Source organism: Streptomyces sp. NBC_01410 (genome assembly GCF_045040195.1).
GTDB lineage: Bacteria > Actinomycetota > Actinomycetes > Streptomycetales > Streptomycetaceae > Streptomyces.
Genome location: NZ_CP109530.1, coordinates 8063669 through 8078056 on the forward strand (window position 1 = coordinate 8063669; position 14388 = coordinate 8078056).

Genomic DNA, 14388 nt, shown 5'->3' on the forward strand with positions numbered 1-14388 from the left:
GCTGCTCGCCGTTGCCCGTGCCTACGTGTCGGTGAGGACGGCCGCCCGGCGCATCGGGCTCGCGTACTGCGAGCCGCCGGGGGCGAGGACACGTGACGGCATGGAACGCCAGGGGGTGACCCGGCGCGCGGAATCGGGGTACGCAGACGGTAGGAGCGAACGCGACCGCGCCACCATGGACAGATGTCACGCGGGCCGGAGCCCTGTTCGTACAAATGCTCAAACGCGGTCGTAGGGGTGCGGCGGAGTCAGCCCGGGAGATGCGCGGCGGCGATCTCCGCGCGGACGTCGCCTTCCTGCGGGTGATCGCAGCGGTCCGCCACGGGCCACGGTACGAAAGCCCCGTCCCCGCACTGCACCAGCAGCTGCTTGCCGTGTGCCACGACGCCCCGCGGCCGCAGCCCGCTCAGACTCGCGGTCGTATATGCGGCGGTCAGGCTGTTGAGGTCGTGGACGTCGCCGATCCGGAACAGGGAGCGGGTCTCCGCGATGGCCTCGTGCTCGCCCGCGCGCATGACCACACGCAACTCGGGCGCGACCGCCAGGGCCGTCACCGATACGGCGATGTTGTCCAGGTCGTCGGAGGCCACGGCGGCCAGAGCCTGCGCCTGCCGCAGACCGAGCCTGCTCAGCACGAACCGGTCGGTCGCATCGGCTACGACTACGGGCACCCCAAGTGCCCTGGCCAGCCGCAGGTTCGGCGCCGCCGGATTCCGCTCGACAGCGATCACGCCGATGCCCAGAGCCTGCAGCTGGGTGCACAGACGCAGGCCGACCTGTCCGAGCCCGACGACCACCACATGCCCCGCCCGCGGCAGGGCCCGGGACCCCACGATGCCGACCGCGCGCGGTCCCAGCAGGCGATCGACCATGCCCGCGGTGAAGACCGCCGTGAAGACAATGGTGACGAGCATCGCGACGGCGGAGAAAGCCAGATAGGTGTCCGAACCATGGGCGGCTGCCGGGCCGACGGCGGACACGGTGCGCGCCGCTTCGAACAGCGCCTGGACCGGCGGGCGGTGGTGGAAGGCCACGGCCCAGGCCCAGTCGGCCAGCAGCACCGTGAGCAGCCCGGCCAGACCCGTCAGCATGATCCGTGAACTGCCGTCGTGCGGCCGCAGCTGCCCGCGGACCCTGCCCAGCCGGGCCCGGTACCGCAGCGAGCGAGGTGGCTGCCACGGCTCCTCGTGCACGGTGTCGTCCTGCCAGCGGGCGCCTACATGGCCCGCGGGTGTCCGGTTGAGGCTCAGCAGACCAGGCTGGAGGCAGGCGGCCAGGAGCACGGGTGCGGCGACATCGGCCGGCGAGGTGACCTGGCAGTTCGGGAGTACGCGCAGGAGTTGCTCGCCGACCGTCCGGTCGAAGACCGTCACGACCAGCTTGAGGCCGGGGCGGATGTGCTCGACGGCGAGCGCGTAGCGCAACGACTCGACGTCGTCGTCGAGCAGCACCGCGACGCCCGTCACCTCCCGGCGCAGCGCCCGGCGCAGATCCTCGTCCGTGGGACGTTCGAGGTGGCGCACGAGGTGCCCGGCCGACTGCAGCAGACCGCAGACTCTGCGCGCCATGTCGCTGCCGATCACCACGAAGTACTGCTGTGGCGCTGCGTTCTCGGGCATCGCGTATGCACTCCCTCGCCTCTCAGGTGGTGAGAACTCTAGGGGCGTGGTCCGCGTATGTGCTCGTCCCTGTGTCTGAGATGGGAGAGCCATTGGCTGTACGACTGCACAAGGCCGAAGGGGCCCACTTCGATCGCCTCGTGAATCCCCGATTCGTGTTCTAGCCGGGGCTGGTGATCCATCGCAGGACGGTGGTGAGGGTTGTGTCGTCCAGCATGCACAGGGCCTTGATGGCGTCGAGGTCGCCGGGCATCGGCGCGACGCCTTTGGTGGTCAGGACGGTGTGCACTGCCAGGCGGCGCTTGTCGGCGGCGGCAAGGGTGAAGGGAATCCGCTGCTTCGGGTCAGGGGCAGGGAGGAGGAAATCCTCCGAGCTGTCCGATGGCGTGAGAGCGGACTGCGCATCGATGTCCCGGGCGCCCGGGAAGCGATAGGGGTCGATCTCCGACGGCTGCGGCGCTGACGGAAGTGCAGAAACCTGCCAAGCGTACATAGGGGACTCCTGGGTTGCGTCTCTTACTGCCAGGAGGCCCGCCGTGCCTGTTCAGTTGCACCCGTGGTTGCCAACCACCCGAATGCCCTCAAGCATCATCTCTTCACAACACGGCTCGTCCCTACGTTCGCCGGGCTCAGTGCGATTGGTCGATCACCGCCCTCAGATACAGAGGTCGGGCGGGAAGCCGGTCCAGCGAAGCTCTGTGGGAAGGTGCCCCGTGTCGTTGTAGAAGAGCACGGAAGCGGGCCGGCCGGGCGCGTATCGGATGACGGTCAGCGCGGCGTTGGCGTGGAGCAGGCCCATCCAGCGCCACTTCGGAGCGTTGAGGGCAGCTCGGACGAGCCAGCCGATGAGGAAATTGTGGGTGACGATCAGTTCGTGGCGAGGCTCGTCACCGTCGACCGGTCCAGTGAACTGCGAGAGTGCTGCCTGAGCCAACTCCGGGCCCCGTTCGCGCTCTTCGGCCGGGAACTCGGACAGGCGGGCAAGCATGGCGTCGGCCGATTCCGAAGGCAGCTCTCCTCGCTGCGGCAGGTAGGGGATGTAATCCCCTGCCGGTTCCGACAACTTCAGGGGAACGCCGTCGAGCTGGTCGCAGACCAGCTGGGCAGTCTGCTCCGCTCGGGGGAGCGGGCCGTGGTGGACAGCCTTGAGAGGGCTGCGCCGAAGCCGCTCCCCCAGCAGTACGGCTTGTCGGCGGCCGTTGTCCGTCAGCCTGCTCTCATCCGGTGAAGCCTCCCCGTGCCGAGCGAGGTAGAGGTAGCGGTCAGTTGTTCCAGCCATGGGCGAGTCCTCCGTCAGCGTTCATGATCTTGCGAACGCTGGGACAGACGTTGACGAGCGCCGGGTGGTTCCGCCGACCGACGAACGCAGCGGGCAGAGGCACCGCCCTCTTCGACGGCACTGGCCTCCAGCCGGTCACGGGGCGTCGAACAGCGCGCTGACCGACTCGCCGTTGTGGATACGCCGCATGGCCTCGGCCAGCGCCGGGGCGATCGACAGGACCGTCAGCTTGTCCGTGCGCTGCTCGGCCGGGATGGGCACGGTGTTCGTACAGACGATCTCCAGCACGTCGGGCTGATCCGACAGACGCTTCAGTGCGCCGGCGGCGAACAAACCATGGGTGCAGGCGACCCGGATCGACCGGGCTCCCAACTCCCTCAGCCGGTCGAGGAGTTCGACGACAGTGCTGCCCTTCGCGATCTCGTCGTCGAGCACGATCACATCACGGTCGGCGACGTCCCCGATGACCGAGCTGATGCTCACCCGGTCATCCGCGAAGCGCTGCTTGGCCCCGGCCGCCACCTTCGCGCCCAGCAGCCGCGCGAAGGCAGCCGCCTCCTTGGCGTTACCCAGATCCGGAGACACGACCGTCGTGTTCGACAGGTCGTAGCCGCGAAAGTGCTCGGCCAGCTCACGCAATGCGTGGAGGTGATCCACGGGCACCGAGAAGAAGCCGTGCACCTGCGGCGAATGCAAGGTCAGCGCCAGGACACGGTCGGCGCCCGAAGCCACCAGCAGATCAGCCACCAGCCGCCCCCCGATCGAGATTCTCGGCGCGTCCTTTTTGTCCGAACGCGCATAGGCGTAGTGCGACATCACCACGGTGACGCGACTCGCCGATGCCCCGCGGGCGGCGTCGCACATCAGCAGCAGCTCAACGAGGTTCTCCTGTACGGGAGTGACCAGCGGCTGGATCAGAAAGACGTCCCGCTCACGGCAGTTGGCCTGCAGCTGGACCTCAAGGCAGTCATTCGCGAACCGGCTGACCCGCGTGGGACTGAGCGGTACACCAAGGTGGGCACAGACCTCGGCTGCCAGCTCGGGATGGGCGCTACCGCTGAATACGGCGATGTCTCGCACGAACTGCTCCTGGCGTGATCGAGTCGGGATGCCACCGACAGGCTACTGGCCCTGACACCCGGGGAGCATCGAGGCCGAATCAGAGCATCCGCCGAGATGCCGCCCACCCTGTCGGCGCCAGTCGACCCGTGCCGGGGCAGAGCTGATCCCCGGCCGGCCCGGACCGTACATCCAGGGCCTTCACCGGGGACGATCGCCGACTGCACGGTCGCGAAGGATCAGTTGTGGCCGAACTATCCAGGGGTTCCGGTTGACCTGCACTGCTTCCCCGAAAGGACGGCTGGCCTGCGGAAATGGGTTCCCGGCAGTTCCCGTTGGTTCCCGGCGTTTCCGGGTGTCCTGTGCTCTGCTTGTGCCCTGATCATGGAGCGCACTGGGGACCCTACGCCCGTGCATGAAGACAGCCGGTCGGCGCACTATGGACACACCGGACACGAAGAAGATGATCGACCATGCGGTACACCGCAGCCGCGTCGGTGGCCTTGGCGGCGGCCCTGTCGGCGGGCGGCATCGCTTGCGGCAGCGACGCGTCGCCAGGGCCACCGCGCGAGGAGACACAGACGCAGCAGCAGACGCCGACGATCCCCGTCTTGGATATCGGCGACACCGCGACCTACCGGTTTGACCTTCTGGACGGCGGCACCGCCGTGTACAAAGTCACGCTGAAGGACGTGAAGCGGCACCAGCCTGCGATCGGAGCTGATGGCCTTGCCCATGGCAACACGGGGGTCATCTTCCTTGTGGAAAACGTGTCCAACGCCAAGGCGACAGGCGACCTGAACAAGGAGTACGCGGTCGATGACACCGGCTTTCGCCGCGACGACATCGTGGTGGCGAGCGAGGATCAGCTCACCGACCCCGGGCCGGGGCAGAAGAAGATCGTCAACCGTGAGTACGACCTGCCGCCGTCGTTCGAAAAGGGCCGGATCGTCTACGTGACGTACGACGAGGAGACGGTCTCCGAACCGGACGCGTTCGCCGTCCGCATTAACGAGTGACCAAAGCCCATCGCCGCTTCGAGTGCCCTTCAGACGACGGAGTTCAGCCGGCTACCGGCACGCCCCTGCCCCACAGCTCCTCGGCGTGCTCTGCGAACCGCGAGAACATCCCGCCCTCGTCCTGACGGCGCAGATGCAGCAACGGCGAGTCGTGCCCCACGAGCCGGGCGAGATGCGGCGTGACCATGGCGTCATGATCGAAGCGGAACACCGACAAGCTGACGTGATTGACGGCGTCCTCGGCGGCAGAGAAACGCGTCTCCAGCCCTTCCAACGGCCCCAGGCGGTCCAGTGCTTCCAGCGTCATGCAGATGCGCGTGGACACCGTCAGGGCCACGTCCTCGATGGTCTCCCGCTGCCTGGTCACCTCCCCGTCCGGGTCACCGAGCAGGAACCGCACACGGCGCCCTGACTCGGTCTTCCGGCGCAGTGTGTCGGCAAAGGCCGGGAGCTGCGTGAAGAAGAAGTAGTTGGTGTACCCCGCGAGGAAGATCTCTTCGGTGGCGTTCGCGACCAGCTCGGCCCACACCGTGGATGGACATGCCGACCTGTAGGGGTACGAGTGGACAAGCTCGCGGTCATGGCCGGTCTTGATCCGGTCCGTCACTGCCTGGGGCCACAGCATCTCTTCATCGACTCCCAACGCCTGGGCGGCGTCCGTACGGTTCCGTGCGTGCGGCGTCAGCTCGGCGTCGGCCAGCCACCGCTCCACAGTCTTGCCGCTGACGCCTACCCGTACCGCTAACTGGCGGGGCGACAGGCCAGCGTCGGCCATAGCCGAGCGTAGGGCAGAGTTCAAGGCATCCCCCAGGGACATTTGGGCTTTCATTTGACCGTAGCGGCCTATGGCCCAACTGTCCGCAGTTCGGGGGCAGATACGTCCCTGATGGCGCGTCACGATGCCACTATGAGCAGGCGACATGGCGGAATGACGATCAAGGTCTACCGGATCAGCCCTACGGGCGAGTCACAGCCCGTCAGGGCGACGTCCGTAGGACCCACGGACGAGCCGGTGAAGCTGGACGACACCGACCGTTTTCCGCCGTGCACCTGTCCCCGATGCAGGAAGAGGAGTGGTCATGGGTTGTCCTAGGTGTGGAGCCAGTACGCAGCAGGGGCCGTCTGGAGGGTGGCTGTGCGGGAACTGTGGCTGGCAGTCCGGAGTCGCCCCGGGCCCGGTGACGGTAGCCTGCGGCCATGAGCAAATGGGAACCGGAGCTGGACCCGCTGCCCGGACCTGAGAACGTCGTCGCCCCGGAGATCACCGAGACCGAGTGCAGGCAGTGCGGGACCAGGGTCGCGGGGCTGGACGGCCGTTACGCCTGCGGCGTCTGCGGGTGGGTCAATGACCACACCGAGGGGCATCACCCGCTCCCTCCGGCCGAGGCTGACATCGACTTCCCGGGCTAGCCCCAGAGGCGGCTCACCTTCGTCCAGCCAAACTCGTCGCTCCACACGTACAGCAGGCCGTCGTCGGGATACGGCGGACGCGATGCATCGCCCCTACGCGTCGCTGCTTATCCACGCCGGGGAGTCGGTCAAGGTGGTGGCGGAGCGGCTCGGCCACACGAACGCGGTCATGACCTTGAACGTGTACAGCCGGTTCCCGGACAGTGCCGAGCACACAAGAAGGGCAGTGGACGACGCGTTCGCCGCCGCACTGCCCTCCAGTGCCCTCGATGTGCCTTCGGATCTTCCTGGGCGTCAATAGCCCCAGCTCAGGGCCATTTCCAGTCAGTTGTGGCCGAACTTTCGCTCGTGCTTACGGGAGACCGGTTCCGAGATCCGGTGCTCCGGATCATGGGCGGCCGAGGTATTCGGCTGCTGCTCCTTCGCCTGCGCGACGGTGCTGCGCTCATGGCCGCCGCTGCGGGCGCCGCGGTTCTGCCGACTCTGTTTCTTGCCCATGATCGTGCCTCCTGGCGCGGATGTCGGACGATGGGCCGCTACCAGGCTTTCATGTGGGCACGAAGCGCGCATTTTGGACAGGCACCGGGCCTGCGCTCGTCCCGGCGCCGATCGGGATAGAGGATCCGGGGAAGCGTGGCCACCTCCTGCACACTCCCCGACGAGCAGCGCGGCGCCCCGCCGGGAGGGGTGCTGTCAGCGTGCCCGACGAGCTGATCGGCGCCGAGGCGGAGGAGTCGCCCGACTCCGTACGCGGTGGTCGCCAGCGAGCACACGGTGCCGGCCGCCCCGACCGTCGGGCCTGCCGTACGCACCGGACGGGGCTCCCATGCCTGGCAGTTGGCCTGGGCGATCTCCACCTCCTTGGCCGGCACGGGGCGTTGGGCCTGTACCAGGTCTGGACATATGCGCTGAAATCGACTCGTCCGACGAGGACGTGAACCGGGTCCGCACACCGTTGCCCGAACTCGGGACACCACCGGGGCCGGCCGCGGCAGAGCCGGAAATGCCCTGACGGCGCGACGGCCGACGAGAGTTGGGGGCTCCGGCATCAGACCGTGGGCGCAATGTCTACGGGTGAGACGGGAGTAAACGAAGAAACCTGTTGTCGCTGGCCATTGATACGCACAGTTGATCGACGCTAGCTTTCTTCGTCACGTACCCCCGCCCCTGCGTACACGCTTCGGGCGGCCCCACTCATGATGTGGAGTACTTCATGGCTCAGCTGCGCTCCAGACGCCTGCGCGCCGCCCTCGCGGTGCCGGCCGGTCTGGCGCTGACCGCGTCGCTCGGCTTTCTGCCGGGCACTGCCCAGGCCGCCGTTCAGGACACCCCTGCCACGGCGGCCACGGAGGGTCCCAAGCTCTCGTACGTGGTCAACACCAAGGCGAACCTCGGCACCATCAAGGCCGTTGAGAAGGCCATAGCCGCTGCCGGCGGCACCATTGTCATCACCCACGAGAAGATCGGCGTCATCGTCGTCCACTCGACGAACCCCGACTTCGCCAAGCAGATGCGCACGGTCAACGGCGTACAGAGCGCGGGTGCCACGCGTACCGCCGCACTCGCCCCTGCGAGCACCACCGAGATCGGCGCCCCGGAGTACGTGGACAGCGCCAAGGCGCAGGCCGGTACGGCCTCCACAGATGGTGCCGAGCCGCTCGAGGCCGACCAGTGGGACCTGCGCGCCATTGGCGCGGACAAGGCCGCCAAGATCAACCCGGGCAGCGGGAAGGTCACCGTCGCCGTGATCGACACCGGCGTCGACGACACCCACCCCGACCTCGCCGCGAACTTCTCCAAGAGCCAGTCCGCCAACTGCGTGGGCGGGGTCGCGGACACGAGTGAGGGCGCCTGGCGTCCGTACACCAACGACGACTACCACGGCACGCACGTCGCGGGCGAGATAGCCGCGGCCCGCAACGGTATCGGCGTGGCCGGTGTCGCCCCGGGCGTCAAGGTCGCCTCGATCAAGGTCAGCGACCCGACGACCAGCCTCTTCTTCCCGGAGAGCGTGGTCTGTGCGTTCGTCTTCGCTGCCGACCACGGTGTCGAGATAACCAACAACAGCTACTACATCGACCCGTGGCTCTACAACTGCATGGACGACCCGGACCAGAAGGCCATCGTCGACGCGGTCAACCGGGCCTCCCTGTACGCGCAGAGCAAGGGCACGCTGCACGTCGCGTCCGCGGGCAACTCCAACGACGACCTGGACTCCGACGCGATCGTCGACGACTCCAGCCCCGACGACACCACCCCGGTCCCGCGGACCATCGACCCGCACAAGTGCTTCGACATCCCGACCCAGCTGCCGGGCGTCGTCACGGTCTCCGCGACCGGCGTGCAGAACCTGAAGTCGTACTACTCCAGCTACGGACACGGCGTCGTCGACGTCGCGGCGCCGGGCGGCGACAAGTACCAGATTCCGGACACCCCGTCGAAGAACGGGCGAATCCTGGCCACCATGCCCAACAACGGGTACGCCTTCCTCCAGGGCACCTCGATGGCAAGCCCGCACGTGGCCGGCGTCGCGGCGCTCCTCAAGAGCACCCACCCGTGGGCCGGCCCGCTGGCCCTGCAGGCACTGCTCAAGGCCCAGGCGGACAACCCGGGTTGCCCGACGGGCCTGTACGACCCCGACGGCAACGGCATCGAAGACTCGACCTGCAAGGGCTCCAAGCGGGTCAACGGCTTCTACGGTTACGGCATCGTCAACGCGCTCGACGCCGTCACACAGCACTGACCCACCGAGCGCCCTGAGGCCTGCAGCCCTGGCAGGCCTCAGGGCGCCGGCCCGGAGACGGCCGCACCCTCGAAGCGGGCACCCGCCCTCGACCACCCGCTGCCGCTCCTTGCGGAACTCACCGGCGCGCACGTCCTGGTGTCTGACCTCAGCGTTACGATCACGGCTCGTCACCGAGGACTGGGAGGGGCCATGACCGAGAGTTCGGGCGTGGTGCACGATATCGATGCCAACGACGTCGTCGAGCTGAGATTCGAGCTGCGGCAGCCGGACTGGCAGGACGCGTTCCGCGGCCGCGCGCAGGTGCCGCAGGGAGCGAAGGCCCGGCTGCTCGGGCTCCTGGGCCCGCTGATCCTCGTGGCGGCGGTGCTCATCCTCACCGGCGACGGCCTGATCGCAGGCGCCACGTTCTGCGGCATGTTGCTGGGCCTGCCGCTCAGGCGAGGCGTTATGGCCGCTCGGCAGGCCAGGGCGGGCGCCCCGCTCGGGCCGTGGACCGCGACCGTCGCCGACTCCGGCGACGGCATACGGTTCGCGGGCACCGACATGGAAGTCCGCCGGGGCTGGGGGAGCCTAGGCGGGTACGTGGAGACGGCGGCAGGGTTCGTGCTGCTGAACCCCGCCCCGCACAGACTGGTGGTGCAGTACCTGCCGAAGCGGGCACTGTCCGCAGCCGGAATCGACCGGCTGCGCGAGATGCTGGATCGGCGCCTGCACCGGTACGGCCGCTACGCGGCGAAGCACTGAGCCCCGTGAGGATGCCGGCTGCGACGTCAGCATGATCCGCCGGACGGGCCCGTCCATCGCCTCACACGGTGATGACCACCTTCGCGCGCGCGTGCTCCACTTCGAGGTACCGGATGGCCTCGGGTACCTCGCTCAACTGGTACGTCCGGTCGATGACCGGGGTGACCTTTCCGGACTCGGCGAGCTCCCTCAGTGCCGCGAGGTTCTCCCTGCCCGGCGACTCCGTGAGTGCGAGCAGCCGATGGCGGACGAAGGGTGACAGTGCCTGCCCCCGGATGAGGAGACCCATCGGCCCGACAGGACTGCCGCCGCCGGACACGCCTCCGCCAGACATGACGAGAGTCCCCGCGGGTGTCAGCGCGCGTCGGAATTCGGTCAGTGAACGGTTGCCCACCAGGTCGAACACGACGTCGTACCGCCGTCCACCCCGCGCGAAGTCCTCCCGCGTGTAGTCGATGACGAGGTCCGCGCCCAGCGACCGGACAAGGTCCACGTTTCTGGTGCTGCACACGGCGGTCACTTCCGCGCCGAACGACTTGGCGATCTGCACGGCGAACGTTCCCACGCCGCCTGACGCACCGTTGATCAGGACCTGCTGTCCCGGTTGTACTCGCCCGACGTCGCGCAGGCCCATGAGGGCCGTGTTGCCCGCCAGTGGCATCGCGGCCGCCTGCTCGAAGGTCAGGTTGGCCGGTTTCGGCTCCAGCGTCCCGTCCGGGGCGCACACGTACTCGGCGAACGCTCCATCGGCGTTGCCGAGGTCGCCGTACACCTCGTCGCCGGGACGGAACCGTGTCACCTCCGCGCCGACCGCCTCCACGCGACCCGCGAAGTCCCTGCCTCGGATTCGCCTCTTGGGTCCGCTGAAGCCGAATACGGAGGGGAGCATCAGCCGCGCGATGTACGGGTCCCCGCGCATGATGTGCCAGTCGCGCGCGTTGACCGCGGCCGCGTGTACCCGTACGAGAACCTCTTTGGCGGCGGGCAACGGCTTGTCGAGCTCCATGAGTTCCAGGACGTCAGGTGAGCCGTACCGGTCCTGGACGATTGCCTTCATCGGGGTCTCCGTAACGCGTGAGTTCGGTACGGAGTGGCCGACTGGCCGGAAAGCTCCGCACTCCTCGCGACCGTAGAGGAATGCCCTCGGTCCGGACATCGGGGACCATCCCTAGGTGACGTCCGAGGTGACTGACTGCCGTCACCTCCTCACGCTGAGTGGATGGAAGTGAGCGCTCGGGGCGGGTGCGGTGCCCGTAACGCGCCAGGCGTCCGGGGAGACGTCCTCGATCGTGATGGAAATTACATTCTTCCTATTTAGTCCATTTTCTGGACTATTCTGTCCGAATTCGCTTGTGCAGGTCTGGCTCCGGCCGGCCAGACGCACCTTTCCGGCCCGTCGGCGCTACAGGGAGATACATGGGACGCGTACGCAGCAGAACCGTCAACTGGCGGACGGTTCTGCCCGTCGCAGGTGGGGCTGTCGTGCTCGGACTGGGTGGCCTCTACGTCGCTGGGCTCGTGGCCGGCGACGACATCGCCGAGGGGACAAGGGTGCGCGGTGTCGACATCGGCGGAATGGGCCGGGCGGAAGCCCAGCGGGTCCTGGACCGGAAGCTCGGTCCGGCCTTCGCGGCACCGGTCGCGCTGAAGATCGGTGACCGTATCGAGAAGGCCGATCCCGCCGCGCTCGGGCTGTCCCTCGACGCCTCAGCGACCGCCGACCGCGCCGCGAGCGCAGGATCCGGCCCGGTGACGGCGATCGGCAGGCTCTTCGCCTCCGACAGCCGGGACGTCGAGCCGGTGGTACGCGTGGACGAGCACAAGAGCCGGGCGGCTATCGACCGTATCGCTGCGGCCGCCGAGCGGCAGATGCGGGAGGGGGCCATATCGTTCGAGAAGGGCGGAGCCAAGGCCGTCGCTCCGGTCACCGGCGTCGCCGTGATCGAGGACAAGGCCCTGGACACCGTCCGCGACGGATACCTGCGCACGCCGCATGCCGCGCCCGTCGTGATGCCGGTGAAGCAGACGCAGCCTCGCATCGGCACCCACGAGACCGAGCGGGCCATGAAGGAGTTCGCGCGGCCCGCGATGTCCGCCCCCGTCACGCTGACCCTCGCCGACAAGCGCATACCCATCGGCCCCGCCGCGCTCGGCCGGCATCTGACGATGAAGCCCGACAGCGCGAACCGCCTCGTGCCGGCCCTCGACTCCCAGGGCCTGCTCGCCGACCCCGCTGTCTCCCGCCCGGTGCGGGACGCCTCCCAGGGCCCGCAGGATGCCGTGCTCCGGCTCGACGGCGACGACCGCGTCGTGGTGGCCCGGGACAGCGGCGTGGGACGGCAGGTCACCGCGAAGGCACTCGGCGAGGCCGTGGTGCCCCTGCTGACACGCTCCGGCCCGGCTCGCACCGGCGAGATAGCCGCCGCAACGCTCCACCCGCGGTTCACGAGCGCGTCCGCACAGCGGCTCGGCATCAAGGAGAAGGTCTCCTCGTTCACCGTCGCTTTCCCGCGGGCGCCGTACCGCAGCACCAACATCGGCCGCGCGGTGGAACTCATCAACGGCTCGGTCGTCCTCCCCGGACAGGAGTGGAGCTTCAACCGAACCGTCGGCGAGCGCTCGAAGGAGAACGGCTTCGTCGACGGCCTCATGATCAACAACGGTCAGTACGTGAAGTCGCCCGGCGGCGGCGTCTCCGCAGTCGCCACCACCATGTTCAACGCCATGTTCTTCGCGGGCGTCAAGCCGGTGGAGCACGGCGCCCACTCCTTCTACATCGAGCGCTACCCCGAGGGCCGCGAGGCCACGGTCGCGTGGGGCACCCTCGACCTCCGCTGGATCAACGATTCCCCTCACGCCCTCTACATCAAGGCCGAATCCACTGACACATCGGTGACCATCACCTTCCTGGGCACGAAGAAGTACGACGAGATACGTGCGACCAAGGGGCCGCGCACGAACATCAAGCCGCCGGCCACGCGCACGGGCAGCGGCCCGGAATGCGAAGTCCAGACCCCACTCGAAGGGTTCGACGTCTCCGTCGGCCGGGTCTTCGTGCAGGACGGCCGGGAAGTCAAGCGTGAAAACTTCGACACCCACTACACGCCGCGCGACAAGGTCACGTGCACCCCGGAGAAACCGGCCCCGGCCTCATCGGCGCCGGCGGGCGGATCGGACGCAGCGCCCGCGACGGCGACGAGCGACAGCACCCCCCTCGGCTGATTCGAAACCGACAGCTGCGCCGCAGGTCGAGCTCGCCTCACACGGGCGGCGCTCCGTGCGTCGGCGCGGCCTTCGGCTCCGTGGAGAAGCGCTGGTGGGGAATCGGCAACTCGCCCTGCTGCAGGGCAATGGTCCGTGTCGGAGCGGGAACGCTGATGCCCTCGGCACGGTAGCGCCGGTGCAGACGCTTGATGAACTCGTGCTTGATCCGGTACTGGTCACTGAACTCGCCGACCCCCAGGATCACCGTGAAGCTGATCCTGGAGTCGCCGAACGTGTGGAAACGAACGAGCGCTTCATGGTCGGGCAGACCGCCGTCGATGTCCGCCATCACGCTTTCGACGACCTCCATGGTGACCTGTTCGACATGGTCCAGGTCGCTCTCGTAGCCGACGCCCACCTGGACGTTCAGCGTCATCTCCTGGTCCGGCCGGTGGAAGTTGGTCATGTTGGTGCCGGACAGCTTCGTGTTGGGGATGATCACCAGGTTGTTGGAGAGCTGGCGCACGACGGTGTTGCGCCAGTTGATGTCGACGACATAGCCCTCCTCGCCGCTGCTGAGCCGGATGTAGTCACCGGGCTGCACCGTTCGGGAAGCAAGGATGTGCACACCTGCGAAGAGGTTGGCCAGAGTGTCCTGCAGGGCCAGGGCGACTGCCAGACCCCCCACACCCAGCGCGGTGAGCAACGGGGCGATCGAGACGCCCAGGGTCTCCAGAACGACAAGGAAACCCATGGCCAGCACCAGGACACGCGTGATGTTCACGAATATCGTGGCCGACCCTGCGACACCGGTCTTGGACTGCGCCAGAGCCTGCACGAGCCCGGCGACGATCCTCGCGGCCGTGAGGGTCGCGGCCATGATGAGCACCGCGGTGAGCGTCATGGTGACGTTGCGTTGGACCCCGCCGTTCAGCGGCAGCACCGACGCCGCGACGGCCGCGCCGCCGGTGATCGCGGCCCAGGGGGCCAGTGCGCGCAGGGCGTGGACGAGGATGTCGTCGCCGCCCCAACGGGTTCTGTCGGCCCGTACGCCGAGCCATCTCAGGATCACCCGCAGTACCAGCGCGGCCGCGATGCCTGCGGCCACCGCGATTCCGGCAACGATCACGTCGTGCATGGTCAGGTCCCGGGTCACCGCGTCCCTCCAGTTGCACGGGGAAGACGGACGGCGGCGGTGGCTGCCGCTGGAATCCGTATGTGATGTGTCGTCACTTGGGCACCTGTGCATTCTGGGAGCGTGGTTGCGCGATCGCACCGGGACGTAGGGAGCCGACCCGGCGCGACCTG

14 protein-coding genes are annotated in these 14388 nt (G+C 68.1%); 6 read left to right on the forward strand and 8 right to left on the reverse strand.

Annotated features, from left to right (window positions below; all coding sequences use genetic code 11):
* Positions 1-248 precede the first annotated feature (248 nt).
* The 4 genes from OG741_RS36595 to OG741_RS36610 all read right to left on the reverse strand — a co-directional run bounded on the left by OG741_RS36595 (position 249) and on the right by OG741_RS36610 (position 3978).
* Positions 249-1619: an NAD-binding protein gene (locus OG741_RS36595; protein ID WP_405604973.1), complete on the reverse strand. Its 1371-nt coding sequence runs from the start codon at positions 1617-1619 to the stop codon at positions 249-251.
* 160 nt (positions 1620-1779) lie between these two features.
* Positions 1780-2112 (reverse strand): hypothetical protein, encoded by a 333-nt coding sequence (locus tag OG741_RS36600; RefSeq protein WP_405604975.1) that lies wholly within the window; start codon positions 2110-2112, stop codon positions 1780-1782.
* Between the two features lie 162 nt (positions 2113-2274).
* A complete protein-coding gene (locus OG741_RS36605) occupies positions 2275-2898 on the reverse strand; it encodes a histidine phosphatase family protein (RefSeq protein WP_405604977.1) in 624 nt (207 codons plus the stop codon).
* Positions 2899-3033: 135 nt separating this feature from the next.
* Positions 3034-3978, reverse strand: a complete 945-nt coding sequence (locus tag OG741_RS36610; protein ID WP_405604979.1) for a ribose-phosphate diphosphokinase — start codon at positions 3976-3978, stop codon at positions 3034-3036.
* A 452-nt stretch (positions 3979-4430) separates the two neighbouring features.
* Between OG741_RS36610 and OG741_RS36615 the strand changes: the two genes are divergently transcribed.
* A complete protein-coding gene (locus OG741_RS36615) occupies positions 4431-4976 on the forward strand; it encodes a hypothetical protein (protein WP_405604981.1) in 546 nt (181 codons plus the stop codon).
* Positions 4977-5019: 43 nt separating this feature from the next.
* On the opposite strand, the gene OG741_RS36620 is transcribed toward OG741_RS36615, so the two are convergent.
* Positions 5020-5751: an XRE family transcriptional regulator gene (locus OG741_RS36620; protein ID WP_405604983.1), complete on the reverse strand. Its 732-nt coding sequence runs from the start codon at positions 5749-5751 to the stop codon at positions 5020-5022.
* Between the two features lie 422 nt (positions 5752-6173).
* On the opposite strand from OG741_RS36620, the gene OG741_RS36625 reads away from it, so the two are divergent.
* A complete protein-coding gene (locus OG741_RS36625) occupies positions 6174-6386 on the forward strand; it encodes a hypothetical protein (RefSeq protein ID WP_405604985.1) in 213 nt (70 codons plus the stop codon).
* A gap of 82 nt (positions 6387-6468) precedes the next feature.
* Positions 6469-6687 carry an integrase gene (locus OG741_RS36630; RefSeq protein WP_405604987.1) on the forward strand — a complete coding sequence of 73 codons (219 nt, stop codon included), beginning with the start codon at positions 6469-6471 and terminating at the stop codon, positions 6685-6687.
* Positions 6688-6710: 23 nt separating this feature from the next.
* Here OG741_RS36630 and OG741_RS36635 read toward each other — a convergent pair whose 3' ends face one another.
* On the reverse strand, positions 6711-6884 hold the full coding sequence (locus tag OG741_RS36635) for a hypothetical protein (RefSeq protein ID WP_405604989.1): 174 nt from the start codon (positions 6882-6884) through the stop codon (positions 6711-6713).
* Between the two features lie 715 nt (positions 6885-7599).
* Between OG741_RS36635 and OG741_RS36640 the strand changes: the two genes are divergently transcribed.
* On the forward strand, positions 7600-9129 hold the full coding sequence (locus OG741_RS36640) for a S8 family serine peptidase (RefSeq protein WP_405604991.1): 1530 nt from the start codon (positions 7600-7602) through the stop codon (positions 9127-9129).
* 192 nt (positions 9130-9321) lie between these two features.
* The gene (locus OG741_RS36645) at positions 9322-9876 is read left to right on the forward strand and encodes a YcxB family protein (RefSeq protein WP_405604993.1); all 555 of its coding nucleotides are present in this window, start codon (positions 9322-9324) and stop codon (positions 9874-9876) included.
* Positions 9877-9937: 61 nt separating this feature from the next.
* Here OG741_RS36645 and OG741_RS36650 read toward each other — a convergent pair whose 3' ends face one another.
* A complete protein-coding gene (locus OG741_RS36650) occupies positions 9938-10933 on the reverse strand; it encodes an NAD(P)-dependent alcohol dehydrogenase (RefSeq protein WP_405604995.1) in 996 nt (331 codons plus the stop codon).
* A gap of 359 nt (positions 10934-11292) precedes the next feature.
* On the opposite strand from OG741_RS36650, the gene OG741_RS36655 reads away from it, so the two are divergent.
* Positions 11293-13098 (forward strand): VanW family protein, encoded by a 1806-nt coding sequence (locus OG741_RS36655; RefSeq protein ID WP_405604997.1) that lies wholly within the window; start codon positions 11293-11295, stop codon positions 13096-13098.
* A 37-nt stretch (positions 13099-13135) separates the two neighbouring features.
* Here the strand turns inward: OG741_RS36655 and OG741_RS36660 are convergent, their stop codons facing one another.
* A complete protein-coding gene (locus OG741_RS36660) occupies positions 13136-14236 on the reverse strand; it encodes a mechanosensitive ion channel family protein (RefSeq protein WP_405604999.1) in 1101 nt (366 codons plus the stop codon).
* Positions 14237-14388: the final 152 nt, after the last annotated feature.

What these genes read in the sequence shown, in the direction of transcription:
- OG741_RS36605 (WP_405604977.1), bottom strand. Translation starts at nt 2,898, where the DNA reads ATGGCTGGAACAACTGACCGCTACCTCTACCTCGCTCGGCACGGGGAG.
- OG741_RS36635 (WP_405604989.1), bottom strand. Translation starts at nt 6,884, where the DNA reads ATGGGCAAGAAACAGAGTCGGCAGAACCGCGGCGCCCGCAGCGGCGGC.
- OG741_RS36640 (WP_405604991.1), top strand. Translation starts at nt 7,600, where the DNA reads ATGGCTCAGCTGCGCTCCAGACGCCTGCGCGCCGCCCTCGCGGTGCCG.
- OG741_RS36645 (WP_405604993.1), top strand. Translation starts at nt 9,322, where the DNA reads ATGACCGAGAGTTCGGGCGTGGTGCACGATATCGATGCCAACGACGTC.
- OG741_RS36600 (WP_405604975.1), bottom strand. Translation starts at nt 2,112, where the DNA reads ATGTACGCTTGGCAGGTTTCTGCACTTCCGTCAGCGCCGCAGCCGTCG.
- OG741_RS36655 (WP_405604997.1), top strand. Translation starts at nt 11,293, where the DNA reads ATGGGACGCGTACGCAGCAGAACCGTCAACTGGCGGACGGTTCTGCCC.
- OG741_RS36620 (WP_405604983.1), bottom strand. Translation starts at nt 5,751, where the DNA reads ATGGCCGACGCTGGCCTGTCGCCCCGCCAGTTAGCGGTACGGGTAGGC.
- OG741_RS36650 (WP_405604995.1), bottom strand. Translation starts at nt 10,933, where the DNA reads ATGAAGGCAATCGTCCAGGACCGGTACGGCTCACCTGACGTCCTGGAA.
- OG741_RS36595 (WP_405604973.1), bottom strand. Translation starts at nt 1,619, where the DNA reads ATGCCCGAGAACGCAGCGCCACAGCAGTACTTCGTGGTGATCGGCAGC.
- OG741_RS36625 (WP_405604985.1), top strand. Translation starts at nt 6,174, where the DNA reads ATGAGCAAATGGGAACCGGAGCTGGACCCGCTGCCCGGACCTGAGAAC.
- OG741_RS36630 (WP_405604987.1), top strand. Translation starts at nt 6,469, where the DNA reads ATGCATCGCCCCTACGCGTCGCTGCTTATCCACGCCGGGGAGTCGGTC.
- OG741_RS36615 (WP_405604981.1), top strand. Translation starts at nt 4,431, where the DNA reads ATGCGGTACACCGCAGCCGCGTCGGTGGCCTTGGCGGCGGCCCTGTCG.